Origin of the sequence: Mesorhizobium sp. M7A.F.Ca.MR.148.00.0.0 (genome assembly GCF_003997735.1) — a bacterium.
GTDB lineage: Bacteria > Pseudomonadota > Alphaproteobacteria > Rhizobiales > Rhizobiaceae > Mesorhizobium.
The window spans coordinates 18,333-45,243 of the sequence record NZ_RZTB01000022.1; the positions used below are offsets into that span (position 1 = coordinate 18,333).

Here is a 26,911-nt window from a genome sequence, read left to right on the forward strand (position 1 = left end):
GGTCGCTCAGATGGAACGGTGCGTCATAAGGAGAAGCAACCAGCAGGCCAAGCGCGGAGGCGTCTACAAGGGCGGTAAGTCGATATTCGATCGCGATCGCATCTCGCAATTGCGCCCAGATGGAAGAGCTGTCGCCGACATCGCCAGACCCTCTAATCCGACCTCAACGTCGGGCGATAATGCTCATCGCCGCGTTCCCTCCGAGCTGCGCCCCTTGACTGTCTGGCTTCATAAGCGAGTCTGGGGCCAAATTGGAGGGGCGAAATGGCAACGTTTACAAAGACGAGGAATGTCACGTGGTGGGCTGCAGTCTGGCTGGGTTTAGCCGCGACCCCTTCTTTGGCAGCTGACTGGTGGCAAGATACATTTGTTTGGGACGAGAGTACCAATGCCTGCGGCGACAACAATTCGATCGCCACGTATTCGAAGAAGTCCGCGCATATTGGGAGGAAGGTTGCGAGATAGGGAAATCGTACGCCATCAAAGGCGTTGACGGCGTAATACTGGACCTAAAATGCACGGACGAGGGCGAGGAAAAGCCGCCACGCCGTGAGCTGCTTCTCAAATTGCAGGACGGCAAGGTGGCCAGCTATCCGCCGCTCCACGTCCTAAAGCGATGCAGCAGCCTTAAGGACGCAGCAACCAAGCCATTCGAGCCCAAATGCGACTTTAACTCGCGGCTTTATCGTACGCCGCCTTTTCCAAACACCGACCCGGGATCGTACCAAGAGCTGAGGTTCACGAATGGCCTCGCAGATGGGGACATTGAGCTGACGGAAATACGGCAAGCCCGACCAGTGTGGAAAGCCCACGGCACGTTTACATGCTCGAACGGCTTCTCGATCTGTCGGGTCAATTTTCCGGTTATGTTGGGAGATCCTGAAGAGCTTCCCTTCGAGCAGGTGGCTAGCGACGGGAACTCACCTGAAATGATCGTCGTCCCTAGTTTTCAGCAGGACGTATATCAAATTCAGCGGAATGCGGTGTCGGTGGGTAAAAAGTATGGCGGGCTTGTCGTGGATTTCTTGAACGGCTTCAGCCTGAAAGAGGATGAGCTGACAGCGCCTGCCAACGTGTACCGCTATGCTGAGTGCGCTCCGAAATAGAAATTGGTCGGGGACGTGTAGGCGTCTTTTCTGCCACTATGGTCCCGTTGATTCTCCAAAGGATGCGAGCAACGAGGGGCATTCGTAACCGTCCTAGACCGCACGTCTCCACTCGCGGAGAGATGGGCCATATCGTGTTGGCCGTGCTGGGATGATCGCCCAGATGGAGCGTCGGTTTATCAAGGAGCGCCAGCGAGAAGGCGTCGAAAAGGCCAAACGCGTTGGTGCATACAGCGGTGGCAAGCGTCGCCTCGATCGTGATCGGATCTTGCAGATGAACTCGGATGGCTTTGGCCCTGCGTCGATCGCAAAGCTAGTCGGCTGCTCCAGGATGCAGGTCTATCGGATATTGCAATCGAGGATCTAAGCACCGGACGGCTGACCTCCTAAAGAGTTAGCCGCCTTGAACCCATCGAGAGTTAAATACTCACGTGCTGGCTCTCTGCTGAGACCGGCGCTGTAGGTTTTTACGAGGCACTGGCGAGTTACGTCGAAGCTGATTGTTCCGCCTAGGCAGGCTGCCGCGGCGTCTGGCAGTTCCTCTCTCATCCGCAGATAGTTTTTTGCAATCCAACGAAGGATGAGTCTTTTCAGCGCGCGGTATTCAGGAGGCCTATGCGCTTCATGCTCCTCACTCAGGCCCATCACGTTCAGGCAGACGCTTAGGACGCGCGCACCCTTGTAGTTAAGGTACCTGTCCATATTCCGCACCTCTCTATAAATTTTCCTTTGTAATCGCGACCTGAAAATTCTCCACGCTCTAGTGTCGTCGAAACCCTGCATCAGAGGCATCCAGTACATATTGTTCTGAATTTGCCAGTTTTTCCAATCGGGCGAGTTGATAGAAGCAACGGAAATTAGCAGCTCGAAGGCAATTTCGGCCAGATTGTCGAAAAAGTCATTAAACCGTTGGTCTGCAGGTTGCTTTTGAGGAGCCTCTACGTGATACTTCTCAAGTAGCTCTAAGGACTTCTCTACGAATTCGATCGTAATTTCGATTTTGCGATATTCGATCGATTCGCCGTACCCGTCGCCCATGGCATTTATTTTGTAGGCGTCTATGCAGGCATGTGTAAAAGTGTGAAAAATCTGAGACGCAGCATAAGAATGGTTACGGTTAAGGCTGCGGTTAAGATGGTTCTCGAGGAACATCAATCCCGCTCGACCGTACGTCCGCCAGCTGACTTGATTCCAACTGTCGGTATCTAGCCAAATATGCTCGAGTGGCGACCCGCCACGTCTTGCCAATTCATTGATGAGATCGGCATGGCCGAACAGTTCTCGCGATACTGGCTTTGTGTATCCTAGGAGACCGGAACGGAAACCGTCTCCTTCGTGATGAATTGCAGAGTCGGTGTTGTTGAATAGTTCTCGGGCTACGTTGCGAGAAAATTGCGCGAGGGGAATATCGTCAAGCCCGTCCTTTGCTACGCAGCGAAAAATCTCAGCGGCAACCCAAGGCACGTGAATTGCTATGGCTCTACAAAGTCTCCGATCGCCAAGCATTAGGATGAGGTCCGAGGCGACTTTTGCCTCCAGTGGCATCTCGATCGAGATCCCGCCGATATGGAGATTTCGTCGCTTAACGCGTCGGCGAGCGATGGCTACTATAGCGTAAGCAGATCGTCCGATCTCTTGGGCCACAGCGGTGAGTTGTGTCTCATTTCCGTTGGATAACAACGAGAACGTCTGCCGAGCGAACTTCATGGCGTTGCGGCTTTTAAATATCGGGGGGCTTATGAAACCCACGTAAATCCAAAAGCTTATGGGAAGAACGAATGAGAGGGCGAATACCGATTCGAAGTACTGTGGACTGTTTGCAAAACGGGGAATTGGCAACGCCAAATCGAACCAGAGCTTGACCAGAACGATCCCGACACCCACTACGGTGGTAGTCCAGAAGAAAACTTGTGGCAGCGGAACGGCCGAAACCGCAATTCGGAATTTGTATCGCTCGTCCGAAATGCTGTACGCGGCGGCTAGTATCGCGACCGCCGTTAGAAATTCGGCGAGGCCAAAGATCGACCCCGTTGGTTGGTTCCGCGAGGCTACTTCGAAGCAGATGTTCAAGCGCACAAAAAGGCAATCTGCATTGACCATAAAGCACCCCGCAGCCCCAAATTCTCCAGTGCTAGGCGCGAAGTTAGCAGCCGTCTAGGGCGCGGATCGAGGATATGAGATTCTTTCCTTCCCTGCGAACGATGTTCACGAGGGATCGCCCCATACATGCGCCTGAGTTGCTCACGAAATTATAGCGGGCGAGAAATTTATCGGCAGCCTGCGTCTCGACACTGGTCAATTGCAGTGGCTGCTTGAGATGCCCATAAAACGCAGTCATGGCCGTTGCGGAAAGCGGTCCGCGATTGCGCTTTTCTGGAATCACATATTGGGCAGCTTGGTCACCGTTTCCGTCTCGAAGAGCGTAGTAGAATGCCCTCACGGTGGTAGCCGCGGTTCCGTACTCTTGGGTAATATCCTCGGTGGGTGAGATCTCGACCGCGCTCGCCAGCAGGGGCGCATGATGGTGGCCCGTTGTCGCCGCTTCCTGACCAGCCAATCGAACATCGACGTCCTTCCCCACAAGGGATCGGAGCAATCCCTCTGTGGCGGTTGTCGCAGAGAGCTGAACGGTTGACACCGGCATGGCTTCGTTTGCGAACTCGTCACCGGTCAGGCAAATGGATGAGCTAAGACGGAGAATGTAGGCTGGCTCGGGTTCATCGCCCGATGTCACGTCTTCGAAATTGGGGGAGCCCGGAAATATCTTGTAGAGGAGTTGGCCAGACAAATGCTCCGGCTGTCCTTTGGAGATGTCGAAACACTGGCTCGCTTCCACCCGCGCCGATAGAACCGACGACGCGATCATAATCGCTATTAGGAATCCGATCCGTTTGCCCGTTGACTTCATACCTTGGCCTTTCGCCACCCAGCCCACCATGCTTCCCATTCGGAGCAGAACCATCTTTCGCCTCGAGCCGAATTAATGCGTGTCGCCGAGTAATATTCTTGACCGGGCACGTGATAGATATGCTCGCCGCGATCATTGATGTTTCCTTTGATGTCACAGCCCACTCTGCGCACGGCGATGGAGGTCGTTGACGTGCCGGGATAGTGAACATTTGGAAGCGAGTGCTGGGTGTCTGTCGCGACATAAGCGAGGGACGCCGTGCCAAGCAGCGCCAGAGAAATAGGGAGACGAGCGCGCAGAAGCGAACGCCACCAAGGCCTTCGCCGTCTAACCCACGGCTGAACAGAATTGCCCATAGCCATCTCCCCGAGGGGAGAATGCTTCCGTCAGGCGAAAGAGTCTAGAAAAGGAAGAAAGCACTATCGGGCTATTCTGAACTGTCCTCGTCGCTTTCGTGGGCAGGGACTTCGTCGTCTGGCGCTGGCTGTTGCTCCTCAACGTCGGCCTGACAGCCTTCGTTGAAGGATTGGCTGTTGCCGTCGCAGTCGTTGGCGTCCGAAATACCATTTCGTTCGGCCCAAGCGTATCCTGCTTGGTGGCCTGAACAGTCTGCGGTGCAGTCGTAACCTTCGAAAGTTTGCTGCGCCACGGCGGGGTAGGCCGCAAGGCTTAGCCACACGATAGCGCCAAAGGCGGCCGACCTGCTCATCGAGGTACCGGCCTAAGCCGTCTTCCGTCGCGCGGCAGGCTTCTTGGCTTTGGCTGCAGGTTTTTTTGGAGCAGCTTTTGCAGCCGCCTTTCGGCCGAGGCCTGAGGATTTCGCTAGGGCGGACCGCTGAGCAGCATAGTTTGGTGCCACCATCGGATAGTCTCGGGCCAAGCCCCACTTGGACCTGTATTCCTCCGGCGTCAGCCCATAGTGGACATTCAAGTGGCGCTTGAGGGATTTGAACCTCTTTCCGTCCTCCAAGCAAACAATGTAGTCTGGGAACACGGACCTCTTGGGGTTCACCGCAGGAACAAGCTCAGGCTCTACCGGTTTGATTGGCTTGCCAACTCCCAATAATGCGGAATTAACGCTGGCGATCAGGTCTGGGAGACCGGCGACAGGCACAGCGTTCTTTTGGACATAAGCCGCCACTATATCCGCGGTCAATTCCAACAAATTTGCATCTGCCTGCCCTTGATGATCATCTGCCAATAGCCAATCTCCTTTTTGATATTTCTGCTCTTAATCACGAAATTCGGATACGGCAGCAAAGACCAACGACTCGTCTTTTTCAACCGGTTTTCTCAGGATCACGAAGCAAAAGCAGTGGCGGAACGCTCAGCGCTCGGTGTACGACGTCTTGGGCTCAGAAATAACGATTCAGAGGGTGGGGAATATGGAAGCCAGACCGTGCCAAATATCAGAGTTCTTCAACGGAACTAAGCAGTTGCTGGTTCCGCTTTTCCAGCGGCCATATGAATGGGGCTCGCGGGAATGGCAGTCTCTATGGGACGACCTCTTAGAGCAATACGAGCGATCTGAGGAAGATACTTTAGCATCGCATTTCACTGGAGCGGTAGTGACGGCTCCTGCTAAGTCCGTGCCGGTCGGAGTTTCTAAGTATCTAGTTATCGATGGTCAGCAACGTCTAACTACGGTCGCAATTCTTATCACATCGATTCGATCATTTTTCGATCGACACACGCCGAAATACAGAAAACTAACCCGGCTTCTCGTTAACGAAGACGATGACGGATTGGATTACTTTAAGCTTCTGCCAACGCAGCCCGATCGTTCCGCATTTCAGGGTCTTGTGCAACAAAGCCCGGTGCTCGGAACAAGATTCACTCAAGCCTATGAGTTCTTTCGTCAGAAACTCTCGAGTACGGACTCGGACGGTGTTGCAATCGACCTCGAACGGCTATCCGATGCAGTCCAAACTCGTTTGACCGTAGTAGCGATACACCTCGGTGACGTTGATGACCCCTATCTCATATTTGAGAGTTTGAATGCTAAGGGAGCACCTCTAACCCAAGCTGATCTGATCCGTAATTACCTGCTTTTGCGCCTCCATTCGAACGATCAACAAACAGCGTACGAGACTGCATGGCTTCCGATGCAAAGTCTACTTTCCGGAGATCACCTTACGGAATTTATGAGACATTTTTTGATGTTGTCGGGTGACGAGGTTGCCAAGTCCGCCATCTATTCAGTTCTTAAACGCCGTTTGCTGAATGTTGAAGACAGCTCAGTCTTTGCCGAACTGCAACGAATGGAACGCAGTTCGGTGCTGTACGCTCAGATCGTGGGATTGACGCAGTGTCCCGATGAAGACATTGCAAGGGGGCTTGAGAGGTTGCGCAGGTGGGATATCTCCACTGCCAATACTCTGATTTTGAAAATGCTGGAGAGATACCGCGAAGGCGCGACAGACGCCAAGGATATTTCTGATTGTTTGCAGATTATAGAGTCATTCGCCGTTAGGAGGCAGGTCTGCGCTGTGCCGACTAACCAGTTGAAGAGGATTTTTATCAGCTCAGCCAAAGACGTTCCAGAGTCGGGCATTGCGCATTGGCTGGGCAACATGCTTGCGAGCGGGTCTAGCGGTCGCAGATGGCCAAAGGACGACGAATTTATGCAGGGGCTTCTGAGGTATCGCGCCTATGCTCAGCCGCTCGATCGCTGCAAATTTTTACTTGAGGCAATCGAACACGCCGCAGGCCACAAAGAGCCAGCAGCGTTCCATTCAGCGACGATCGAACACATTATGCCTCAAACCCTCACAGCTGAATGGAATGAGATGCTCGGCCCTTCCTTCGTAACGATACATGAGCGTTGGTTGGATTTGCTGCCGAACCTAACGCTGACTGCTTACAATAGCGAGCTCTCCAACTCACCATTTGCGGTAAAGCGAACTCTCTTGGCCGATAGCCATTTCGAGCTAAATAAGTGGGTATCTGCGCGTCAAAATTGGACTGAATACGACCTAGAACAACGAGCCGGGGCTCTATTCGAGGTTGCGAAAGACATCTGGCGCGGCCCGATACAACAAGGACAGTGAGCCCTTGGATATTTCATCTTAGTTGAAGGTTGCGCGTGAAACGGGTTCGACCGTCAATGTCAAATTGTTGTCCATCTGATGGAGTGAGGCCGCAAACCTCTCTGCGGTGGCCTGCCTGATGCCGACGTACTCTGTGTACTTGAACTGGTACGCTCCATCGCCGCGCAACCGCCCAATTGGAACCAAGACGTATATCTACGTGTGGGGCGGCGTTTGGTATGACGATGGGTTCGGGGACAATGTGTGACCAAGTTTCGCCACCGCTACAACGTTGCAAGCAGATCACCCGGCCCTAGCTTTGTCATTGAGCCTGAAAAGGCCCGTTATCATAACCACGGACATTGTGAGGGTAGCTGAAGGATGTGCAATCTTTACAACATCACTACGTCTCAAGAAGCCGTTCGCCAATGGACCCGTGCTCTGCGAGACATCGTGGGCAACCTGGAGCCATCCATTGACATCTACCCCAATCAATTCGCACCGGTGGTTCGCAATGCGCCGGACGGCGAGCGTGAGCTTGCTAACCTTCGATGGGGAATGCCGACGCCGCCGGAGAGGGTCAGAGGCAACGCTGACTCCGGCACCACCAACATCCGCAATCCGCAGTACGGACACTGGCAACAATATGTTGGTGTCGAGCACCGTTGCGTGGTCCCTGTGACGAGCTTTGCGGAACCGAGCCCCACTCCAAACGACAAAGACCCGGAGACCGGCATCCAGCGGAACTTCTGGTTCGCACGGAGCGAGGAGCGCCCGTTGGTCTTCTTCGCCGGTCTGTGGACGCCTTGGCATGGAGTTCGCAAGGTCAAGGAAGGTCCCCGCGATCATGAGGTCTATGGCTTCATGACCACCAGACCTAACGCGTTGATTGCCCCGATTCACGAGAAGGCAATGCCGGTGATCCTGACCACACAGGAGGAAGTCGAAATGTGGCTTACGGCGCCGTGGTCGGATGCGAAACGGCTACAGCGCACGGCGCCAGACGATGTTCTGATCATAGTCGAGAAGCCCGCTACGCAGATCAAGGTTCAGATCCAGACATCGCCGCCGGTGCAAGGTTCGCTGTTCTAAGCCTTGTACTTCTGCAGCACCCAGATGTAGCCTTTAGGCGGGTGGTCCTGATCGATGAACTGGGTCTTCACCGTCGCATCCTTGCGGCTGCAACGTTTGCAGCGGAAACGGATGGTTTCCAGCGGTTTGTTCCAGCCCACCACCTTGGCCACATCGTTGGCGCGAAAGCGGCCGACATGCCAGCAATGGCCGCACTCCACGATGAGCAGCATGTTGGCCTTGGCCGCCCGCCCGACGCTGTCCATTGGCCCGGCCATGGGTCATTCCCGGCCCGAATAGTCCTCGCCAAGCGGCAAAAGGCCAAGACCGCTCATGCGGAAGTCCGGCTCCTTTTCAGCCACCACGGCCAACACGTCGTGCAGCTTGTCCACCAGCCCCGCGAGCAGCCAGAACATCTCGCCATTCGCCTTGAGATTCAGTTGTGACGCTAGGACCGTTTTGCGCAGGGCAAGCGCGTCACGGACTATCGCTTCCGCGTCCGATCGGAACAATTTGTCATAGCGGCTCTTTCGTCTGCCCAATGCGGTTCTCCCTGTTGTGAACGACGCCCCACCTGTCGCCCAGATAGGAATTCATTCCTCGTCGAGTCAATTCGACCTTGACAATTTTGTTCCGTTTTTGTTCACTACAAGCACAAACGTTTTGGAGCACCCCGATGGACCACATTGTGACACTGGACAGCCGTCAAGAAGCAGCTTTGCAGGCAATCACCGACAAGTTCATTGCACAGCACAAGGGTGACCCGGTTAAGGCGCTGAAAGAGATGATCGTTCTTAATGGCCATCTGCAGGATCGGCTCGATGCGCTCTCCGCACCGCGCCGGGCAAGCCGCTAGACTAGGAGAGAGCGACAATGACCACGATGCATCTGGACGCCGAAGCTAAAGCCGAATTGCACTCTGAAGCCGAGAAGCTCATCGCTCGCTACGAAAGCCCACTTGAGACCGTGAAAGCCCTCATGGCCCACAACTGTGAGCTTGAGACCCAAATCCTCGCTCTGGCTCATAGGTATCCGGGACTCGTGGCGATCAGCTACGATCCCACGCCGCGTGTGCTGGCATGACTAAGGGGGCTCCCGATGCACGATCTTATCGCTTTCATCGGCAGTAACGCCGCACTGATCGTTGCTCATCCAGCAGAGTTCGCCACGTTCGCGGTGCTGTTCGGAGGCGGTGGATTTGGAGTTGGGCGCTACTTCTTAGCGGAGCGCATTGCCAATCTCGAAAGCCGGATTGCCAGACGAGATGACGAAATCATCGCGCTGAAAACTAAACAGGCAGGGCCAGAGCGGGAGGGACCAATGATACCCATCATAGGAACGTCCGAGTTTTTTCCGCGCGGGCCAGTCACTTCGCGCCAGCCAGTGGCCAAGCGAAGGGAGAACCCCCATGTCAGATAATTTGGTGCCACAACAAAAGGCCCCGAAACTGATCGTCGTCACAGCATTTGACCGGGACGAGAGCGGCGACCTTCAGCCCGTCTTCGGGCCAGCCGAGCAGCAGACCGAGGACCGGGCCATAAGGACGGCTAGGGGTCTGGCGGGAAAACATGCGGGCGCCATTGTGTGGTCGCGCGATGCCAACCCGTCGCTTGGCGAATATGGAGAGCCCACGACTCTCTTTGTCGGCGGTGACGTTCCCGACATGGAATAAGGGCTTAATATGCCTGAAGCTGAGAGGCGACGGCGGCACCCTCCGAGCACCGCCGCCCTTTTCGAACTAAGGTCATGAAGTAGACGATCATTAACTGCGAAGGCGCCTGTCCGCTGGCTTCGGGGCTTAAGCTGCCTTTCGAGCAGCAGCCCTGAACGGATGGCTCATGGTGAAAGTATCTGGACGGATGCCCCGCTCGACCTGAGCCCAAGTCACCGGATGGGCAATGGGAAAGCCGCGCCGCGATCGGGGTGAAAATGCTCCCACTGCGGTGGTCCCGCGCCCGTTGCGCAGGTAATCGAGGAATATACGGCCTTTTCGAGCTGATGGATCGGCGGACAGCAGGTAACGGTCGGGGTCGTTATCAACAAGGCAATGGGCGAGCGACCGAGCCAGCTGTCGCGCGCTGTCATGGGTCATCTTCGCACGGAGCGGAGCCATCAGATGAATGCCTTTGCCGCCGGTGACCTTCGGCCAACTCTCCAAGCCAGCCGCTTCCAAGATGTCGCGTAGCGACAAGGCGGCCTCGATCACCTGATCCCATGAAACGCCGTCGCCGGGATCCAGATCCAAGACCAGCCGATCGGGATGTTCGATGTCATCAATCGTGGCGTTCCAAGGGTGCAACTCTATGGCATCCATGTCCACCAGACCGAGCAGACCCGCAAGATCGTCCACCCATACCCGGACACCTTCGCCGCCCTCGCGTTTCTGAACGCGCAGCTGGTGCACAGGAGCCGGTATCGGCGGCAGTGGTCCCTTGTGGTAGAAGGTGGCGCCGAACACGTGGCGGACCAGCTTCAGCGGTCGTCGGGCCAGATGAATTAGGGCCTGATCGGCGACCTTGTCCCAGTATCGCCGAAGTTCGTTCTTGGAAGGCGATATGGCGTCCGGCAGCAGTTGCAGAATGTTCTCGCTAGGAACGCCATGCTCTCGGCGTTCGTCTCGTTTCATGGATGGAGCGGGGGGCTTCACCGGTATCGGGGCTAGGTCTTCGCGCAGGCCCTTAAACACGGCTTCCCGCAAGATGCCGCGGTCCGTGACACCGCTGAACTGCACCTCGGCTAGAACCTCCGGCCTTACCCACGTAGCCTTCGGTTTGTTGACGGATTCTGACAAGGGCGAGTTGCCGATGATCAGTCGATCCAGTTTCTCTCGAACTCGCCGTGCTGCCTCTAGCGTATAGCCGCTCTGAGCCTTCCCGGCATAAAGTATGCGGTCACCCACGCGCCTTCCAATATACAGCGATGCGACGCGGCGTGGATGGGCACCGAGCTTCTCGACGAATGCCACAATGGGGAAGGTATCACTCTTGATACACTTCACTTTGATCCAGCTTGGCTGCACTCCTGAACGATATGGGGCGTCCGCGCGTTTCGACACGATCCCCTCCAAGCCCATACGGCAGGCATGTTCAAATACGTCCTTACCGGTCGCGTCCAGATGCTCGGCGTACGTTAGCGTAGGTCCGGCGTTCTTTAGCACCTTATGCAGCGCGGCCTTGCGTTTCGCCAGCGGTTGCTGCCGGAGATCGCGGCCATTGAGGTGCAGCAGGTCGAACGCATAGAAGATGATCCTGCGCGAATTTGGATTGCCCAGCTCGCGCTCGAGCGCTTGAAAATCCGGTAGGCCGGTCTCGCCTAGCACTACCGCCTCACCATCAATAATGGCTGACTTTACACTTAGGCTTCGCGCCTTTTCGACAATGCCCTTGTACCGGTGAGACCAGTCGTATCCACGCCGCGTGAAGGCTCGTGCAACTGCGCCCTCTAGAATGAGCTGGGTTCGATACCCGTCATACTTGATCTCGTGCAACCATTCGCCGCCGCTCGGTGCTCTATCGGCCAAGGTGGGGGACTGGAACTCAACGAACGAGAGCCGGTCTTCGGCGTTATGCATTGCAGTCTGACTCCCTGATCGGACTCAAATCGCGCCGCTGCAAACGGTTCCGAGCATTTTAGCAAAAATGAATGTGATCTAGCCCCTCTCCATCGCCACTGGCTCGGCCGCTTGTCTGCGCCTCTGCCATGTCCGTCGGCCCGACGCGTTTGTATGGCTCAAGGGTCGAGATATTTACACCTAGCCGCAAAAAAAGCGCTGTCTTGCGGTGCTATCACACTCCTGTGATGACCCATATCAAGGGCAACAGAAGCATCCGCTCTTCATGACAGCCGTATGCTACGGCAACGCACACCAATGCGTCGTCGGATCGCAGTCTCTCTGGCCTAGTCGCTTACTTGAAATTCGCTTGCGGGACGCCTTCGACCGTCAATGTCAAATTGTTGTCCATCTGATGGAGTGAGGCCGTAAACCGCTCCGAGGTGGCCTGCCTGATGCCAACGTACTCTGTGTACTTGAACTGGTACGCTCCATCGCCGCGCATTTCCCAATGGCCAGACATGCCGTCCTCAAGCTCGTAGGTCTCGGTGATCTGTTGCGCAAAATCGCCGATCGACATTCCATCGCCGATGTCGAAATAGCACTGATAGAGGCGAAGGCGAGCGGCACGGCCGCCATGCATGACGATCTGGCCACAAGCCTGTTGGCCTTTGACGATGAACAGCGACGGCTTGGGCTGCCCGTTCATACTCTCGAAAAGGGTTGTCAGTGCTTGCGTTTCCGTGCCCGCTGGCGTGGAAGTCAAAGTAAACGATCGATCCAACGCTTGCGTCAATTGTGCCTCAGTCATCCCCAGTTCGATCCCTCGAAACGAGGAGACGTCGCCGACAGGCTCGTTGGCACCATGTTCTGCGCTGGTCGCATTTTCTTGCAGGGGCTGCATTCCCGCCGCCTCGATAGCCCGCAGCTTTTCTTTGATCACCAGTTCCAGCCGGTTTGACACCGAAGAGTCCCTGACCTGCCGTGACAAAGAGCGCGCTTGTTCTCTCAAACGCATGAGCTCGTTCAAAGCGGCCACCGACGTTGGAGCGACCGGAAGAGCCTCAGCTTCCCCCAGCAGTTTGACGAATTGCGCCTCCGCGTAAAACGTCGCTGCTTGGACACGAGCTGCTTCCAGTTCGGAGACGAAATGGTCCAAAGCCTCTTGGGTGACATCAAATCTGCCGGGTTTGCACTCGCGAACCGATTGCAGCATGGCATCGAGGTCTTCAAGGCTAAAGAACTCTAGGCTCGGGGTGCCTTCCCACCGCCCAGAAGATACTGAGCTGCAAGGCAATGATACTGCTGAAGCCGAGCCCGCCCAACAGACTAACATCGCGGCCACCCAAAGAGCCCATGAGCGATTTGCCACTTTGGGCCATCCAAACCATCTCATTTTATCTTGGCCTCCGTTGCCGATCCGGCACGACCACGCCGTGCGCTTCTCCATGCAAAGAATGCCATGGCGGCGAGGATCAGGTCGGCGAAGGCCCAAATCTTCATGTCGGTGAATGAGCTGGCCGCGATGAAGGCAAGCAAGCTGCCGACGACGAAAATAATCGCCGAGACCAGCGGCAGGCCGAACGCAAAGGCGCCGCCGACAAAGAACAGCAAACCGACAAACACGCCAACCGAGCCAGCGCCCGCTAGATCATGATTGGCCGCAATGCTTCCGCCCGTCGCCACTGCGCAGGACTGCAGCATCGAAATCATGCCAAGCAGAATTCCGATAATTCCAACTGCGATTTTCATTTCACTCCCCAAAGCAAGCACATGAATCGTGCAATCCCCCGAATTAGGAAATAGGGGACTGTTGGTCCGTCGATTGTCAAGCCGTTTGTATTGCCTTCTTGCCCACGATGAACGTGCGCAAGATCATTGGTTGGAATCTCCGCAAGCTGCGTGTCGAACGCGGGCTGTCGCAAGAGCGGCTGGCGCTGGCGGCTGAGATCGATCGTTCGTATGTCGGTCGCGTCGAACGCGGTTCTGAAAACGTAACGACCGATACGCTGGAAGCTCTGGCGAAGGCACTTGCCGTTCCGGCTGCGGCTCTTCTGACCGAACCTCCGACGGGGGCTCGTGAGCCGTCGCCGCTCTCGTCGGGAAGGAAGCCGAAGGCGGGTTAAACGAGCGAAGAACTGCGCCCCTGTGCCCTGTGCAGGGGAAAACATCAGTATTCCTCCGGCAGCATGACGGTCATCACCCGGATAGTGACTGCGGGGTCAGAGGCGTCAGGCGACAGGTTCGCCAGAGTGCGGTCATAGTAGTCTATCTTGAAGAATAGCTGGCGACCGCCGACGTGCAGAAGAGCACAATCGTGCTGGCCCCACGGATCGTTGTTCTCGTCGAACGCGTCGAAGTTTGCGATGGCCAGCAGTATGGCGCCGATCTCCTGCGCAGGCAGTGCGGCGACACCGACGGTCATCACCATACGTCCGCCAGCGCCTGTCTGGCGCAGTAGGTCGTTTAAGGCCCGAGTGCGCGCGGTTCGATCAGCCGCCGATAGCCGACCGACGCGCTCTGTTGAGCATGTCATGAAGTGGTTCCTTCGAATGGATGAGTGATCGGGGGTGGCGGGCCGGATTTGAACCCGGCCCGTTTGAAGGCAGCTTATTTCTTCGCCAGCAGGCGGGGGTGGATCAGGCCGAGCTGGTAGTAGCTGCGATCCACGGGGGCCGCATCCGGGTAGTCCCTGAACTTCAGCGTGAAGATGCCTTTGGCTTTGGCCTTCATGATGCGGGCTTCGAAATATCCCTCGTCGGGACCCTCTGACGCCAGCACCATGTCGCCGATTGCCAGCTTTGCCCAAAGGTCGCCACCGTTACCGCCAGCGGCATCGCCGCCACCGTCGCCCCCGCCATGGGCCGCCACCGGCGCAGGCGAGCCCGCTGAAGCGTTTTCAGGGCTGTCGGCCGCCTTGTCATCGCCCGGCTCGCCGTCGCGCTCGTCAGCGACCCCCGCTAGGGTCGCAATGCGAGTATACAGATCGCCCTTGACGAACGGCACGAACGCCTTGCCGCTGTCGAAAAGCTTGCCAGCCGGAAGTCGCATGACGATCTCGGGTGCTTCGCCGGGATCAACGCGGTGCGAATGCATCCCCATCAACCTCGCTGCGCTTTCTGCCGCCTCGACTTCCGGCAACAGAAAGATCGACGCGTGGGGTTTGCGGCTCTCATCGCGGCCGAACACGATCAACGATCGGGTGGTTTCGGAGGCGACATTCATTGTTTTGCCTCCAGATATGACAAAGGGCCCAGAGGGCCCCTTAAGGTGTAATTTGAGTGGTGCCGACACGGCGCGTCGGGTCGATCTGTCAAAGGCATGTTCGAGCTCCTGTTAGGGTCTGGCCCAGCCGCCTCAACCGACGCAGCTCGCCGCAACCAGCATAACAGGAAAATTTTCCTAAGTCAACCGGAGGTTGTTTTAGCTAACAGAGCGCCCGGTCGAGCGTGATCAGGCAGCCTTCCTCTTCCTGAAGGTAGCAGCCGTCTTTGCAACACAACCAACCAGAGGCAATGCGCGGGTCTTCTCATAACCTAGCGCATACATTTTTTGACCGACAAGGTAGCCCGCCGTCACTGTCCCCTCGTTGTGCGGGCCGTAGTCCTTGCCGAGCTTCGCCTTTATCAGCGGATCGACCGCCTCAAGCGGTGGGCGGCCTTTAGCAGCGGCGTCTAGCATCTTCTCGACGTTTTCCGGATTGTTGATGACAACCTCCATTGCGCGATAAGCGGGGTCGCCATGAGCGAGCGAGCTGTCTTTTTGGTAGGGCATTCCAGTGGCTTTCAACATTTGAATAATGGCTTCCGCTTCAGGACCACCTTTTCGTAGACAGTTCTTATAGATCTGGGCCCGCTGCTCGAGGGTCATCGCTTTCAGTTTCTCGACGGTGTACATGTGAAGTCCCTCACTCGAAAGATTCGTATTCTTTTGGATCGACCAGCTTACGGAGCTGGACGCCAATGTTCATGCGTTGTTGGCCGGGGTTGAGATTGTCGTAACGCTTCTCGATGCGGTATTTCCTCGCGACTGCGTACAGCCGGTCCAGCACAAGGATGCCATTCTCGTCCCGAACCTGCTGGTTAAGCCAGACGTTGAACGCGCTATTTTTTGTGTTCTTTATCCATGCCTCGCGCTGCTCTTTCGTAATTTTCATGGCTTCGCGTGGATCGCTGCCCTCTTGGCGGTAGGTCGTGCCGCTTGTGAACAGGCTTGGCCGTGTAATTCGCAAGGCAGAGCGGTCGGGCCTGTATCCCAGCGCCGCCATCACTTGCCGGACCATATGACCTATCATTTGCTTGACGCGATCATCGGAGACCTCTTCCCCGAACTCTGCGACCAGTCCCGCCGCCAAGGGCTCAACGGCTGCCCTGTCCAGAAGTGTGGCTGTTTCCATCCGAATGAGATTGTCGCGGTGCTTCAGAAACGACCAAAGCTCCTTTCCAAGTTCGGTTTCTGCGAGGTCACGAAAATTTTGCGGCACGTAGCGTAGCTGCTTAAGGTCTTCTCTCATCTCACTCTCCATCGATGACATGTGTTACATATACATCTATTTTCCACACGTGTCAATAGTACATGCGTTTGGCTGTGTCATCCTTAGAGATCGCACTGTGGTCGTAACCAGCGGCGCTGTTGAACCGGTAGGCCGTCTTTGAAGTGGTCGCGACGCCGATCAAAATGGCTACTGACGATTGGAGATCGACTACCCGAAATGCTGCTGTCCACTCCACGCGGCAACGGGGCACGTCATGGTTTCCTGAGTTGATATGGCGACAACGGCTAGACTTTTATTACACGGCGGTGCTACACAAGCCGCGCAATGTCGGTAGCCTCGCGGTTGATTTTGCTAGGTTTTTTCTGCGTTCTGCCTTTTCCGCCTCTGGGCACCATTTTCACGTGGTCCATTCTGGGCACCCCCGTCGCGTCGCCGCCTGCATCGCCTGGAATCACTTTGCGCACATTAGCCCGCCGACGGATTTAATTTGCTTGGCCACCCCTCAACCCTAGGGCAAACTGCCCGTTGGGGCTGCAGGAGGTGAAATGAGAGCACGCGCAGCAACGCTTGGGGATCTGGAGGATGTCTTTCGCGGTCTGTCCAAGCGGATGTCGGACGAATACGTCGCTGCCGGCAAGGACAGCAAGATCGCCTACGACAATCTGATGATGAATTTGAAGGAGGGCCGCGCGCACGCGCTTGTCGAGGGCGACAAGGCCGTGGCGATCGTCGCCTGGCATGAGAACAGCGACGCCGCCGACACCCTGTTCGCCGCACGGGAGGACTTCTTCCGTGCCACGACCGTCCGCTTCTGCAAGCGGCATATCAGGCACATCCAGGCGCTCGCCGGCAACCTCGCCATCCACTCGCGCAGCTGGCTGCAGGGGCCGGATGTCGCAAGATGGTTCGGCGTTATCGGCTATGTCGAGCGCGGCCGGGAGAACGGCGCCACTTTGTTCGAGCTGCCGCCGGCTCGCATCGGCTAGGGAACCTTGGGCTGATGAAGATCCCTTGCCGCAAACACCGCCACCCCCTCGCCATCGCCCGCACAGGTTCGTCGATGCGGGTCACCGTCTTCGGCTCCAGGCGCCCTTGCTCGGCGGCCTTTTGAACCGCCTTGGCAAGCGGCTTGCGCCGGGCGCCGATTGGCGGGATGTTATGGGAGGGCAACCGGGGGGCAAACCGGCACGCCGAGACAGATATGGCTGCTGGAAATGTCACGAGCTTGCTTCGCCTTTCTTGCCTTTGTTGCCTTGGTGAGGCCGGTAGGGGCAGGCGAGTGGACGTCTCATCTGCTTGACCGCTCAAGCCTGGCAACCGCCTATTTTCGCCAAGCCGATCTTGTGACTGCATACGCGACCGCAATGGCGCGCTTCCGTCTGCAGCTCGCGGGGCGAGCCGGCGAAACCAACCTTGCGGCCCCTCTCGAACCACTGCTTTTGCGGGCGGAATTCCGTGCCCGGACATGGCGCTCGGCAGACGGCAGCCTGTTGCAAGGCTTCGCCGGCAAGGGCGGCTTCCGGCTGACTATCGGGAACTGCCTGGCGCGCATCTGCGCTGCCAGCGAATGCAGCGATGCCGGTTGGCCGGTTTACGCCTGCAGCGACGGAGGCAAGCGCAAGATGTCCGTCACGGATTTTGTGACGGCAAATTTCGGCGGCGTCTCCTATCGCCGATTGAGCGCCTCCCCTTCACAGGAATGACAGCGCGACGCGCCTTGCTGCAGCGTTCAGCAAAGGGCGGTATCCTTTTCCCTCACCGCAAACGCCGCCTGAACCGCACGATTGACTGTGACCGGCAGGATCGACATGTGGTTCTCGCCGGCATGCAGTTCGAAGCTGGCGCGCACTCCCGGGAGAGCATCAAGCCGCTGCGCCATTGCCCGCGCGAATTCGTCGGTGCGTGTTATCTTCTTCTGCTGCAGGCGCTTTTCCTCGTCCTCGGCGCCAATCTGGAACGGCGCCAGCTTCTCGGTCTCGTACTCGCCGGCCGACAGGATCACGGTCGTCGCCAAACCAGCGGGGATGGCGGCCTCGAAGGTTTCGAGAAAGCGGTCGATGGCACGCTCTTCCCAATAGATGGCGGGGCTCGCCGCGATCCAGGTCTGGAAGGCAGACGGCCGCGTGAACAGGGCATAGAGCGCAAACAGACCACCGAAAGAATGGCCGTAAAGCGCCTGGCGGCTTGTGTCGACCGTGACCCGACTGGCGACCCATGGCTTCAGCTCGTCTTCGATGAAGGCAAGGAATTCCGCTGCCCCACCCGTCCGGACTTCGGGCGTGCCCTCGTAGAAGGGCGGATAGGTCTTGCCCGGCGGCGGGCCGAGATTCCATGAGCGGCGCAGCGGGTCATAGGCGCCGTCGACGGGATAGCCGATGGCGACGATGACGCCCCAGCCGACATTGGTGCCCGTTGGATAGAAGGCCTGCGCGCGCATGGCGTCGACCGCCGTGCCGATGACGGCGTTGCCGTCGGTCATGTAGAGCACAGGCCAGCCGGCCTCGGGCACCGGCCCGGACGGCACATGCAGGAATATCCGCCAGGGGGCGCCGCCCTGCGCCGGAACAAGATCGTGGACCGTCGTGTCGGCGATCAGGGCTGGCGTCGCGTTGGACATGGATATCTTGGACATGGATATCTCCAGGGGCAAAACGGTCAGCGGCGGCGCAGCAGCCACATCAGCACCGGGCCGCCGATGAGCGTCGCGACGAGACCGGCCGGGATCTGGCGCGGAAAGATGGCGGTGCGGCCCACCCAGTCGGCGGCGACCATGATCAGCGCGCCGGCGAGCACCGCGCCAATGGCCTGCGGCAGCGCACGGGAAAGGCCAATGCGACGGGCAAGGTGCGGTGCCATGAGGCCGATGAAGGTCAGCGGACCGACGATCAGGGTAGAAGCCGCGGTAAGTGCCGCGACCGTCAGCAGCACGAGAAGCCGCGTCCTCTTCAGGTCAATGCCAAGGCCCTGCACAGCGGCGGGGCCAAGCGGCAGGATGTCGAGCCAACGCATGAAGAAAGGCGCGAGCGCGAAGAGGCAGACGGCGATGCCACCGGTGAGCAAGGCGTCACCGACATCGACGCCATAGGTCGAACCGGTCAGCCAGTTGAGCAGCAGCATGGCACGCGGATCGCCGGTGGCGGTGAGCACCAGGATAAGCGCGTCGAACAAGGCCGTCAGAGCAACGCCGGCGAGCAGCAGCCGCTCCGGCGCATAGGCGGCACGGCGGCCGATCGCCAGCGTCACCAGCAAAGCGGCGAAGGCGCCGATGGTTGCCGCCGCCGTCTGAACCGGGCGCCCGGCATCGGAGAGCGCAAACAGCGCCACCATCATGCCGAGCGCGGCACCGGCGCTGATGCCAAGTACTTCGGGGCTCGCCATCGGATTGCCGGTCAGCCGCTGCATCATCAGCCCGGCAAGCGCCAGCATCGCCCCGGCGCTCAGCGCGGCAAGCACGCGGGGCCACCGCCACGACAGCAAAGGCTGCAGCTCGTCGCCGAAGGCGAAGGTCCAGCCATGCGGGCCCGGTCCATAGAGCAGGGCCAGCCCGAGCAGCAAAAGCAAGGCCAGGCCGATCGCCGTCAGCATAAGGCCGGGCCGGCTTGCGCGCGGCAGGCGCGCGGCCATCAAGGTCGGGGCTTCCGAGCCCAGAGCAAGGCGCGGCAGCAGCCAGAGAAGCAGCGGCGCGCCGAGAAGTGCTGTAATCGCTCCGGTCGGCAGCAGGTCGCCTTGCGGCCCGGTGGCGATCTGCACGGCCTGGTCGGCAGCCCACAACAGCGCCCCGCCGATCAGCGGCGCCATCACCAGTTGTTGGCCCAGCCGCCGGGCACCGCCGATGCGCGCGAGCGTCGCCGCGGCCAGGCCGACGAAACCGATGACACCGACAGCGGCAACGACAAACGCGATCAGCGCGACGGCGGCCGCCAGTCCGGCGAAGCGATAGGCGCCGAGCGGCACGCCAAGGCTGCGCGCGCCTTCATCGTCGAGGCCAAGCAAGGTCAGTGGCCGCACCATGAGGAAGATCGCAAGCGCAGCAGTGCCGATGCGTGGCAACAGCCACAGCGTCGTCGACCAGTCCTGCTGGCCGAGCGAACCGGCGCCCCAGATGAACAGGCTGGCCAGCCATTCATGCCGCAGCACAATGAGAGCGGCACCGATGGCGCCGGCATAAAGGCTGACCACAAGCCCCGCCAGCACCACCGAAAGCGGTGACAGGCCCTTGTGCCAGGACAGAGCGATGACGGCGGCAAGGGCAACGAATGCGCCGCCCAGCGCCACCCATTCGCGGCCAAAGGCAAGCAGCGACGGCGACAGAAGCGTTGCTAGTGCGAGCGCCAGATAGGCGCCGGCTGAGACGCCGACCGTTTCGGGCGAGGCAAGCGGGTTGCGCAGAACCTGCTGCAGGACGGTTCCGGCAAGCCCGAGCGCCGCACCGCACAGTAGGCTGACGGCAAGCCTGGGCAGGAAGGCGTAGTGGACGAGCACCTGCCGCATGTCGGCGATGTCGGGGGCGGCGAGCGATTGGAGCCAGAGCGCCGATGGCAGCTGCACGGTGAGGTTTGAGACGGTTGCCGCTGACGCTGCCGCGAGCAGCACCGCGCAAAGCAGGATCGCGCCTACCGGCTGATTCCTGAAAAAGCTCCACGCGGAGGCCCGGCCGGCCGACGCATGCTTCCCCCCTTGGGCAATGGCCGCAGCATCCTCAGCCACGGGCGGCCTCCCCGGTTATCGCCGACGCCAGGACCCGAGCAAAACGGGTGGCGGACGGAAGGGCGCCGAACATATGGACGGCGGGAAGACGCATGATCGAGCGGTTGCGCACGAAAGGCATGGCGTTCCAGACCGGACTTTCGGTCAGCGTGCCGCCCGCGCCCTCGGGCAAGGGTTCGAGATAGGCGAGGCGAGCGTCGCTGGATGTCGCCAGCCCGTCGATACCAATGGTCGAAAACCCCCAATAATTGGTCTCGGCCGTCCAGGCGTTGGCGAGCCCGATGCGATCGAACACCTCCTGAAACAGACTCTTCTTGCCGTAGACGCGCACATTGCGCGGGTCCATGAAGCTGACGACATAGATCGGCCGCGCCGAAAGCGGCGCCAGCTGCCGGCGGACTTCCGAAAAATACGCATCTGTCGCCGCGATCAGCGCTTCGCCTTCGCTTTCCTTGCCGACAAGCCTGGCAAGCTGGCGCGTCGCCTCGAGCGCGCGCTGATAGGGCTGCCCGGCCTCGGTATAGAGCCCGATCGTCGTCACCGGCGCCACGCGTTCGAGCAGCGGCTTGATGCCGTCGAGATACGGCATGGACAGGATGATGTCGGGCCTGAGTTGCTGCAGCAATTCGAGATTGGGTTCGAGCAGCGTTCCGACATCGGCGATCTCAGGCGGCAGCGGCGGTTCGACCACCCAGGTCTCCCAGATGTCGCGACCGGCAATGGCAACCGGGCTGACACCGAGCATGAGCAAGGTCTCGGCCAGGCCGTCATCCAGGCAGACGATGCGCAACGGTTTCGCCGTGGCAGATGGCGATGCAATTGCGGCAAAGGGCAGAACGAAAAGTCCCAGCGCGCCGCGCCGGGTGATCCGACCGCGGAGACGGTCAGCCCTGTGGGATTCAAGGGCTGCCATCATCGCGCAGCGCCTGTGCGGAAAGCCGGCTGGGCGTGGATTTCAGGCACGGATTTTCTCCAACACGACGCATTCAAAAATCTGGCTGCCGGCAGCCGATGGTAGGTTGACTATGAAACATGACTTCAATAGTCAACATTGAAGATGACTAACCGAGTCAACAAATTTAAATTGGCGCAAGGCGGAACGGTCCTGCGCGCATTGCGGGCAGTGAGGGTATCAAGATGGGGTTGAGTGCATATCGTGCGGCGCGGCGGCGAAGCCGGACCCGGGGCCTCGTGGTCGCATCGCTTTCGACCCTGCTTTGCACCCAGGCCCTTGCGCAGGAAGCCGCGACCGAGCTCAACCCGATCAACGTCGAGGGACAGAGCGACAGCCCGGTTGGACCGGATGACGGCTACATCGCCAAAAACACCACCACCGGCTCGAAAACCGACACGCCGCTGAAGGAAATTCCGCGCTCGATTTCGGTGGTGACCCGCAAGCAGCTCGATGATCGCCAGCCAGGGCAGCTTGAGGACGCCTTGTCCTATCTCGCCGGCGTCACCATCTCGCCATGGGGCGTCGACGATCGCTTCGACCAATGCCTGATTCGTGGGTTCGACCTCTGCACGTCGGCGATCTATCGCGACGGGCTGCCGCAGAAAGTGATCGATTTCTCAGGCTTCAAGATCGAGCCCTACGGGCTGGAGCGAATCGAAGTCTTGAAGGGGCCATCCTCGGTGCTCTACGGCGAGAACGAGGCTGGCGGCATGGTCAATGCCGTCACCAAGCGGCCGACTGACAAGCCGATCTATGACGGCTTCCTCAGCTATGGCAGCTTCAACACCGTCGAGGCCGGGCTGGATATAGGCGGCCCGATCGACGATGCCGGCGTGTGGTCCTACCGGCTGACCGGCCTGGTTCGCAACGGCGCGCTCGAAACCGACTATTCCCGCAACGACCGCATCTTCGTCGCGCCGGCGCTCAAGTGGCAGCCGGATGCGCAGACCTCGCTGACCATCCTGGCCAACTACCAGTGGGACAGGCTGACGACGAATCAGTTTCTGCCGGCGCAGTATGGCAATCTGCCGCGCAATTTCTTCACCGGCTCGCCCGACTTCGACCGCTTCGATGCCAACCATGGTTCGATCGGCTACCAGTTCAGCCATGAGTTCGACGACCATTGGACGGTGCGGCAAAACCTGCGCTACTCGCAGCAGGAAACCGACTACCGGCAGCTCTATTTTGGCGAGTGGCTTGGCGGCCCATACATCGGCGCAGACGAACATACGGTGCAGCGCACGCTGTTCACCGTGGATGAGACGGCAAGGCTGTTCAACGTCGACAACCAGGCCGAGTACAAGGCTGACTTCGGCGTGGTCGAAAACAAGCTGCTGTTCGGTCTCGATTACAGCAGACAATCGGTCGACGGGCGCAACGGCTACGGGGCGGGTCCGCCGCTGGACACCCAGAACCCGGACTACTCGATCCCTGTCACGCCGCCGAGCCTCATCATTACGGATCGCGTGGAGACGATCGGCCAGGTCGGCCTCTATGCACAAAACCAGTCCAAGATCGCCGACCACTGGGTCCTGACAATCGGCGGCCGGCAGGCCTGGATCGACCACACCAATTTCAACCGACTCGACGGTGCAGGCAGTTACGACCAGAAGGACCATGCCTTCACCGGCAATATCGGCATCGGCTATCTCTTCGACAACGGCCTGACGCCCTACGCCAGCTATGCCGAATCCTTCACCACCAATATCGGCCCGACCCAGTCCGGAGACGCGCTGCTGCCTTCGCTGGGCAAGCAGTATGAAGTTGGCTTGAAATACGAGCCGACCTTCTTCCCCGGCTTCATCACCGCTTCGCTGTTCGACCTGCGCAAGACCAATGTGCCGACGGCAGCAGCCAATCCCGTCTACCAGGTCCAGACCGGAGAAGTCCGCCATCGCGGCCTGGAGATCGAGGCCAACGCAGATCTGGCTTCCGGCCTCAGCATGACGGCGGCCTACACCTATCTCGACGCGGAGATAACCAGCGATGCCGCCGCCGTCATCGGTAACCGCCCGGCCAGGGTGCCGGAACACCAGGCATCGCTGTGGGCCAATTATGAGGTTGGCAGCGGCGTGCTCGAGGGCCTGAGTGTCGGCGCCGGCGTGCGCTATATCGGCGCCAGCTTCGGTGACAATACGAACACGGTTGACGTGCCCGGCCACACGCTGGTCGACGCGGCACTGCGCTACAAGAAGAATGGCTGGCAGGCAGCGCTCAACGTCTCCAACCTGTTCGACAAGACCTACTATTCGACCTGCTATGAGGCCGGTAGCAATGCCGACCTCAGCTGCATCTATGGCGAAGGCCGCGTCATCAAGGGCAGCCTCAGCATGAAGTTCTGATGCATGCCGCTCGGCTGCCTCGGCTGGCAGTGATCTGGCATGTAGGATCTGAAGCGCGCCGCATGAACCTGTGACGACGCGCGTCCAGAGCCGCGATTCGACGCGGTCCTGTCCTCCGTCCGGATGGCGGCAAGACGATTCGCACCGTCACGGTGGGCGTGCGACGTCCCGCTCGCCGAAAATCGCTGCCCGCGAAGCGCAATCCACGTCCCGCATCATTTTTCCTCCACGAATGCATTCCAGGATGATGGTGCCACGACCGCCTTCGGGCCGGCGCGCTCTGGATTGGATTGCCTGAAAAGGCAACGAATCAAAAAACCGGCGGCGGTCGTCGCCAGAAGGTGTAGAAGACCGTACCAAACGCATTGAAGGGAGTGCGATCGGGTTGCGCTCGGCAAGGCTTGATGGTTGGTTGCCGCTATACGGAGAATGAATGATGCGAGAGCCTGCCGGTCAAGACGAATACGGGTCGACGAACCCTTTCGATCCGGACGATCTGCCAACCTTGAACGCAATCGGCCCGAGCATGGGAAGCGGCAATGATTTCGAGAGATATGCCGTTGCCGTGATCATCGTGTTCGGTGCGCTGATCATTGGAGGGCTGATGGCCGCATCGATGGTCTTCGGGCACCGCAACGGCTTCCTCTTCGCGCTTGGCGGCGCCACGTCCGCCTGGATATCCGGAAACGCGCTGCTGCTCGACCGGCCGCGTATCTATGCGCTGTTCGTCGGCATTGCCGCCTTGATGCTGGTTGCGTCCACTCTCACGCTGGTCTTGTGACGGCCAAATCGGTGTGAGCCGATCCACTTGAGCAGCGGGCGATCAACCCGAATCGCCACGCTGCACCAGGCTTTTCCTCCGAGCTATCAGTATCCGAGCGCCTCTCCAGAGGCCGCGCGGCTGTCGATGGCGCCGTTGTAGCGCGCGCCGCCGCCCTTCTCGATTTCCGCCAGGCTCTTGCCGCCGACCAGGATGCCGGCCGCCTGCCCCCAGGTCTGGTCAGCGAGATCGAGGTGATATCCCATGCCGGCCAGCAGCTTTTCTGTGTCCGGCGACAGGCCGAACGGCTCGACATAAACCTTGTCGGGCAGCCATTGATGGTGGATGCGAGGCGCGTCGATCGCCTCCTGGATGTTCATGCCGTGGTCGATGACATTGACGATCGCTTCCAGCGTGATCGTGATGATGCGCGAGCCACCCGGGCTGCCGATGACCATGAACGGTTTGCCGTCCTTGGCGACCACGGTCGGGCTCATCGACGACAGCGGCGTCTTCTTCGGCTGGATGGCGTTGGCCTCGCCCTGGACAAGGCCGTAGAGATTGGGCACGCCGGGTTTCTGGGTGAAATCGTCCATTTCGTTGTTGAGCAGGATGCCGGTGCCGTCGGCGACGACGCCAGCTCCGAAGGAGCCATTCAGCGTGTAGGTGACCGCGACCGCATTGCCTTCATCGTCGATGATCGAATAATGCGTCGTCTCCTTGCTCTCGCCAAAGCCCTTCGGCATCAGATCCTGCGACACGCCGGCCCGGAACGGGTCGATCTTGTCGCGGATATCCTTGGCATAGGCCTTATCAAGCAATTTCGAGACCGGATTGTCGACGAAATCGGGATCGCCGAGCGCGGAATTGCGGTCGACATAGGCGTAGCGCATCGCCTCGATCATGACGTGGACCGTCTCGGCCGAACCGGCACCGAGGTAGGATAAGGGATAGCCCTCCAGAACGTTGAGGATTTCGCAGATGATGACGCCGCCGGAGCTGGGCGGCGGCGAGGAGGTGATCTCATAGCCGCGATAGGTGCAGGTCACGGGTTTGAGTTCGCGCACCGCATATTGCTCGAAATCCGGTTTGGCGAGAATGCCGCCCTTGGCGCCGCTCGCCTTGACGATGGCATCGGCGATGGCGCCTTTGTAGAAGGCATCCGCACCTTTTTCGGAAATGGCGACGAGCGAGGCGGCGAGGTCGGGCTGAACCAGCCGCTCGCCGATGCCATAGGGCTTGCCGTCGGGTTTCAGGAATATGGCGGCGGCCGCAGGGTCCTTCGCCAGCCTGTCGGCGCTGCCGGCAAACGAGGCGGCGTCGCCCTGGTTGAGGATGAACCCGTCCCTGGCATAGCCGATTGCCGGCGCCATCAGATCCTGGCGGGACAATTTGCCGTATTTTTCACGGGCCATCTCCAGACCGGCCACCGAACCCGGCACGCCGACCGCAAGATAGCCGTCGAGACTGGCCCCCTTCACCGGGTTGCCGTCCTTGTCGAGATACATGGTTTTTGTCGCCGCCAGCGGCGCCCGCTCGCGAAAATCGAGAAAGGTCGACTTGCCGTCCTTGAAGCGGATGGTCATGAAGCCGCCGCCGCCGATATTGCCGGCATTGGGGTAGACGACGGCGAGCGCATAGCCGACGGCAACCGCCGCATCGACAGCATTGCCGCCCCTCTTCAAAACGCCAATGCCGACTTCGGACGCCAGATGCTGGGCCGTCACCACCATGCCGTGCTCGCCCTTGGCTGGCGCAGGCGATGCGGCGAAGACGCCCGTCAACGGCGCGAGGGCGAAGGTGATGGAAAGACTGGCGGCGATCAGTATCCGACGGTTGAGAGGCATGGCGGTTCTCCGGGCGGGGATGCCTAGAAGACCGTGTTGGACTGATCGAGTCCACTAACAATTAAGGGAGCGTGAGAAAGAGCCCCCTCACCCGGATTGCCAACCGAATTGCGAAGCGCAATTCGGTTGGCAATCCGACCT

The 26,911-nt window shown here is 59.1% G+C and carries 30 protein-coding genes and 1 pseudogene; 13 read left to right on the forward strand and 18 right to left on the reverse strand.

What is annotated here, in order from left to right; all coding sequences use genetic code 11:
- The first annotated feature begins 353 nt into the window (after nt 1–353).
- Together EOB49_RS11250 and EOB49_RS11255 are read left to right on the forward strand one after the other, a co-directional pair.
- On the forward strand, nt 354–1,106 hold the full coding sequence (locus tag EOB49_RS11250; RefSeq protein WP_127381005.1) for a hypothetical protein: 753 nt from the start codon (nt 354–356) through the stop codon (nt 1,104–1,106).
- Between the two features lie 66 nt (nt 1,107–1,172).
- Nucleotides 1,173–1,473 (forward strand): annotated as a pseudogene (locus EOB49_RS11255) (recombinase family protein); the annotation flags it as partial.
- Here EOB49_RS11255 and EOB49_RS11260 read toward each other — a convergent pair.
- From EOB49_RS11260 to EOB49_RS11280, 5 genes are all read right to left on the reverse strand, one after another.
- Nucleotides 1,470–3,206 carry a hypothetical protein gene (locus EOB49_RS11260; protein WP_127381006.1) on the reverse strand — a complete coding sequence of 579 codons (1,737 nt, stop codon included), beginning with the start codon at nt 3,204–3,206 and terminating at the stop codon, nt 1,470–1,472. The pseudogene EOB49_RS11255 and the gene EOB49_RS11260 sit on opposite strands and share 4 nt — an antisense overlap.
- A gap of 43 nt (nt 3,207–3,249) precedes the next feature.
- Nucleotides 3,250–4,068, reverse strand: a complete 819-nt coding sequence (locus tag EOB49_RS11265; RefSeq protein ID WP_164781646.1) for a hypothetical protein — start codon at nt 4,066–4,068, stop codon at nt 3,250–3,252.
- Complete coding sequence (locus tag EOB49_RS37540) at nt 4,011–4,370, reverse strand: hypothetical protein (RefSeq protein ID WP_127381008.1); 360 nt, start codon at nt 4,368–4,370, stop codon at nt 4,011–4,013. The genes EOB49_RS11265 and EOB49_RS37540 overlap by 58 nt, the downstream gene beginning before the upstream one ends.
- A gap of 71 nt (nt 4,371–4,441) precedes the next feature.
- Entirely contained in the window at nt 4,442–4,723 is a 282-nt protein-coding gene (locus tag EOB49_RS11275; RefSeq protein ID WP_245472640.1) for a hypothetical protein, read from the reverse strand.
- A 12-nt stretch (nt 4,724–4,735) separates the two neighbouring features.
- Complete coding sequence (locus tag EOB49_RS11280) at nt 4,736–5,215, reverse strand: MucR family transcriptional regulator (RefSeq protein WP_127381009.1); 480 nt, start codon at nt 5,213–5,215, stop codon at nt 4,736–4,738.
- 184 nt (nt 5,216–5,399) lie between these two features.
- Between EOB49_RS11280 and EOB49_RS11285 the strand changes: the two genes are divergently transcribed.
- The gene (locus EOB49_RS11285; RefSeq protein ID WP_127381010.1) at nt 5,400–7,064 is read left to right on the forward strand and encodes a DUF262 domain-containing protein; all 1,665 of its coding nucleotides are present in this window, start codon (nt 5,400–5,402) and stop codon (nt 7,062–7,064) included.
- A gap of 360 nt (nt 7,065–7,424) precedes the next feature.
- The gene (locus tag EOB49_RS11290) at nt 7,425–8,135 is read left to right on the forward strand and encodes an SOS response-associated peptidase (protein ID WP_127381011.1); all 711 of its coding nucleotides are present in this window, start codon (nt 7,425–7,427) and stop codon (nt 8,133–8,135) included.
- On the opposite strand, the gene EOB49_RS11295 is transcribed toward EOB49_RS11290, so the two are convergent.
- Together EOB49_RS11295 and EOB49_RS38625 are read right to left on the reverse strand one after the other, a co-directional pair.
- Nucleotides 8,132–8,392, reverse strand: coding sequence for a hypothetical protein (locus tag EOB49_RS11295; RefSeq protein ID WP_127381012.1), 261 nt, complete (start codon nt 8,390–8,392; stop codon nt 8,132–8,134). The two genes, EOB49_RS11290 and EOB49_RS11295, sit on opposite strands and share 4 nt — an antisense overlap.
- A gap of 3 nt (nt 8,393–8,395) precedes the next feature.
- Nucleotides 8,396–8,530 (reverse strand): hypothetical protein, encoded by a 135-nt coding sequence (locus EOB49_RS38625; RefSeq protein ID WP_281060557.1) that lies wholly within the window; start codon nt 8,528–8,530, stop codon nt 8,396–8,398.
- 260 nt (nt 8,531–8,790) lie between these two features.
- Here EOB49_RS38625 and EOB49_RS11300 point away from each other — a divergent pair, with 260 nt between their 5' ends.
- From EOB49_RS11300 to EOB49_RS11315, 4 genes are read left to right on the forward strand one after another with little or no spacing between them, the layout of a single operon-like run.
- Nucleotides 8,791–8,970 carry a hypothetical protein gene (locus EOB49_RS11300; RefSeq protein WP_127381013.1) on the forward strand — a complete coding sequence of 60 codons (180 nt, stop codon included), beginning with the start codon at nt 8,791–8,793 and terminating at the stop codon, nt 8,968–8,970.
- A gap of 17 nt (nt 8,971–8,987) precedes the next feature.
- Entirely contained in the window at nt 8,988–9,197 is a 210-nt protein-coding gene (locus tag EOB49_RS11305; RefSeq protein WP_127381014.1) for a hypothetical protein, read from the forward strand.
- A 15-nt stretch (nt 9,198–9,212) separates the two neighbouring features.
- Entirely contained in the window at nt 9,213–9,533 is a 321-nt protein-coding gene (locus EOB49_RS11310) for a hypothetical protein (RefSeq protein ID WP_127381015.1), read from the forward strand.
- Nucleotides 9,523–9,786, forward strand: a complete 264-nt coding sequence (locus tag EOB49_RS11315; protein WP_127381016.1) for a hypothetical protein — start codon at nt 9,523–9,525, stop codon at nt 9,784–9,786. Before EOB49_RS11310 ends, EOB49_RS11315 begins: the two co-directional genes overlap by 11 nt.
- 126 nt (nt 9,787–9,912) lie before the next feature.
- On the opposite strand, the gene ligD is transcribed toward EOB49_RS11315, so the two are convergent.
- From ligD to EOB49_RS11330, 3 genes are all read right to left on the reverse strand, one after another.
- On the reverse strand, nt 9,913–11,685 hold the full coding sequence (gene ligD / locus EOB49_RS11320) for a DNA ligase D (RefSeq protein WP_127381017.1): 1,773 nt from the start codon (nt 11,683–11,685) through the stop codon (nt 9,913–9,915).
- Nucleotides 11,686–12,019: 334 nt separating this feature from the next.
- Nucleotides 12,020–12,880 carry a hypothetical protein gene (locus EOB49_RS11325; RefSeq protein WP_127381018.1) on the reverse strand — a complete coding sequence of 287 codons (861 nt, stop codon included), beginning with the start codon at nt 12,878–12,880 and terminating at the stop codon, nt 12,020–12,022.
- 176 nt (nt 12,881–13,056) lie between these two features.
- Nucleotides 13,057–13,437 carry a hypothetical protein gene (locus EOB49_RS11330; RefSeq protein ID WP_245472642.1) on the reverse strand — a complete coding sequence of 127 codons (381 nt, stop codon included), beginning with the start codon at nt 13,435–13,437 and terminating at the stop codon, nt 13,057–13,059.
- An 86-nt stretch (nt 13,438–13,523) separates the two neighbouring features.
- On the opposite strand from EOB49_RS11330, the gene EOB49_RS11335 reads away from it, so the two are divergent.
- Nucleotides 13,524–13,790: a helix-turn-helix transcriptional regulator gene (locus EOB49_RS11335; RefSeq protein ID WP_127381050.1), complete on the forward strand. Its 267-nt coding sequence runs from the start codon at nt 13,524–13,526 to the stop codon at nt 13,788–13,790.
- A 44-nt stretch (nt 13,791–13,834) separates the two neighbouring features.
- On the opposite strand, the gene EOB49_RS11340 is transcribed toward EOB49_RS11335, so the two are convergent.
- The 4 genes from EOB49_RS11340 to EOB49_RS11355 all read right to left on the reverse strand — a co-directional run bounded on the left by EOB49_RS11340 (nt 13,835) and on the right by EOB49_RS11355 (nt 16,177).
- Nucleotides 13,835–14,089 carry a DUF3768 domain-containing protein gene (locus tag EOB49_RS11340; RefSeq protein ID WP_245472644.1) on the reverse strand — a complete coding sequence of 85 codons (255 nt, stop codon included), beginning with the start codon at nt 14,087–14,089 and terminating at the stop codon, nt 13,835–13,837.
- A 185-nt stretch (nt 14,090–14,274) separates the two neighbouring features.
- Nucleotides 14,275–14,889: a hypothetical protein gene (locus EOB49_RS11345; RefSeq protein WP_127381020.1), complete on the reverse strand. Its 615-nt coding sequence runs from the start codon at nt 14,887–14,889 to the stop codon at nt 14,275–14,277.
- A 228-nt stretch (nt 14,890–15,117) separates the two neighbouring features.
- Nucleotides 15,118–15,561 carry a hypothetical protein gene (locus EOB49_RS11350; RefSeq protein WP_127381021.1) on the reverse strand — a complete coding sequence of 148 codons (444 nt, stop codon included), beginning with the start codon at nt 15,559–15,561 and terminating at the stop codon, nt 15,118–15,120.
- 10 nt (nt 15,562–15,571) lie between these two features.
- Complete coding sequence (locus tag EOB49_RS11355; RefSeq protein ID WP_127381022.1) at nt 15,572–16,177, reverse strand: hypothetical protein; 606 nt, start codon at nt 16,175–16,177, stop codon at nt 15,572–15,574.
- Between the two features lie 527 nt (nt 16,178–16,704).
- Here EOB49_RS11355 and EOB49_RS11360 point away from each other — a divergent pair.
- Nucleotides 16,705–17,145, forward strand: a complete 441-nt coding sequence (locus tag EOB49_RS11360; protein ID WP_127330830.1) for a hypothetical protein — start codon at nt 16,705–16,707, stop codon at nt 17,143–17,145.
- Between the two features lie 504 nt (nt 17,146–17,649).
- Nucleotides 17,650–17,862, forward strand: coding sequence for a hypothetical protein (locus EOB49_RS37545; protein WP_245463562.1), 213 nt, complete (start codon nt 17,650–17,652; stop codon nt 17,860–17,862).
- A gap of 26 nt (nt 17,863–17,888) precedes the next feature.
- On the opposite strand, the gene EOB49_RS11370 is transcribed toward EOB49_RS37545, so the two are convergent.
- The 3 genes from EOB49_RS11370 to EOB49_RS11380 are packed head-to-tail and all read right to left on the reverse strand — an operon-like array spanning nt 17,889 to nt 21,656.
- Nucleotides 17,889–18,791, reverse strand: a complete 903-nt coding sequence (locus EOB49_RS11370) for an alpha/beta hydrolase-fold protein (protein ID WP_127381023.1) — start codon at nt 18,789–18,791, stop codon at nt 17,889–17,891.
- 23 nt (nt 18,792–18,814) lie between these two features.
- Nucleotides 18,815–20,866, reverse strand: coding sequence for a Fe(3+)-hydroxamate ABC transporter permease FhuB (gene fhuB, locus EOB49_RS11375; RefSeq protein WP_127381024.1), 2,052 nt, complete (start codon nt 20,864–20,866; stop codon nt 18,815–18,817).
- On the reverse strand, nt 20,859–21,656 hold the full coding sequence (locus tag EOB49_RS11380; RefSeq protein WP_245466451.1) for an ABC transporter substrate-binding protein: 798 nt from the start codon (nt 21,654–21,656) through the stop codon (nt 20,859–20,861). The genes fhuB and EOB49_RS11380 overlap by 8 nt, the downstream gene beginning before the upstream one ends.
- Before the next feature lie 401 nt (nt 21,657–22,057).
- Here EOB49_RS11380 and EOB49_RS11385 point away from each other — a divergent pair, with 401 nt between their 5' ends.
- Both EOB49_RS11385 and EOB49_RS11390 read left to right on the forward strand, forming a co-directional pair.
- A complete protein-coding gene (locus tag EOB49_RS11385; RefSeq protein ID WP_164762731.1) occupies nt 22,058–24,163 on the forward strand; it encodes a TonB-dependent siderophore receptor in 2,106 nt (701 codons plus the stop codon).
- 433 nt (nt 24,164–24,596) lie between these two features.
- On the forward strand, nt 24,597–24,944 hold the full coding sequence (locus EOB49_RS11390; RefSeq protein ID WP_032808338.1) for a hypothetical protein: 348 nt from the start codon (nt 24,597–24,599) through the stop codon (nt 24,942–24,944).
- 86 nt (nt 24,945–25,030) lie between these two features.
- On the opposite strand, the gene ggt is transcribed toward EOB49_RS11390, so the two are convergent.
- Nucleotides 25,031–26,770, reverse strand: coding sequence for a gamma-glutamyltransferase (gene ggt / locus EOB49_RS11395; protein WP_127381026.1), 1,740 nt, complete (start codon nt 26,768–26,770; stop codon nt 25,031–25,033).
- Nucleotides 26,771–26,911: the final 141 nt, after the last annotated feature.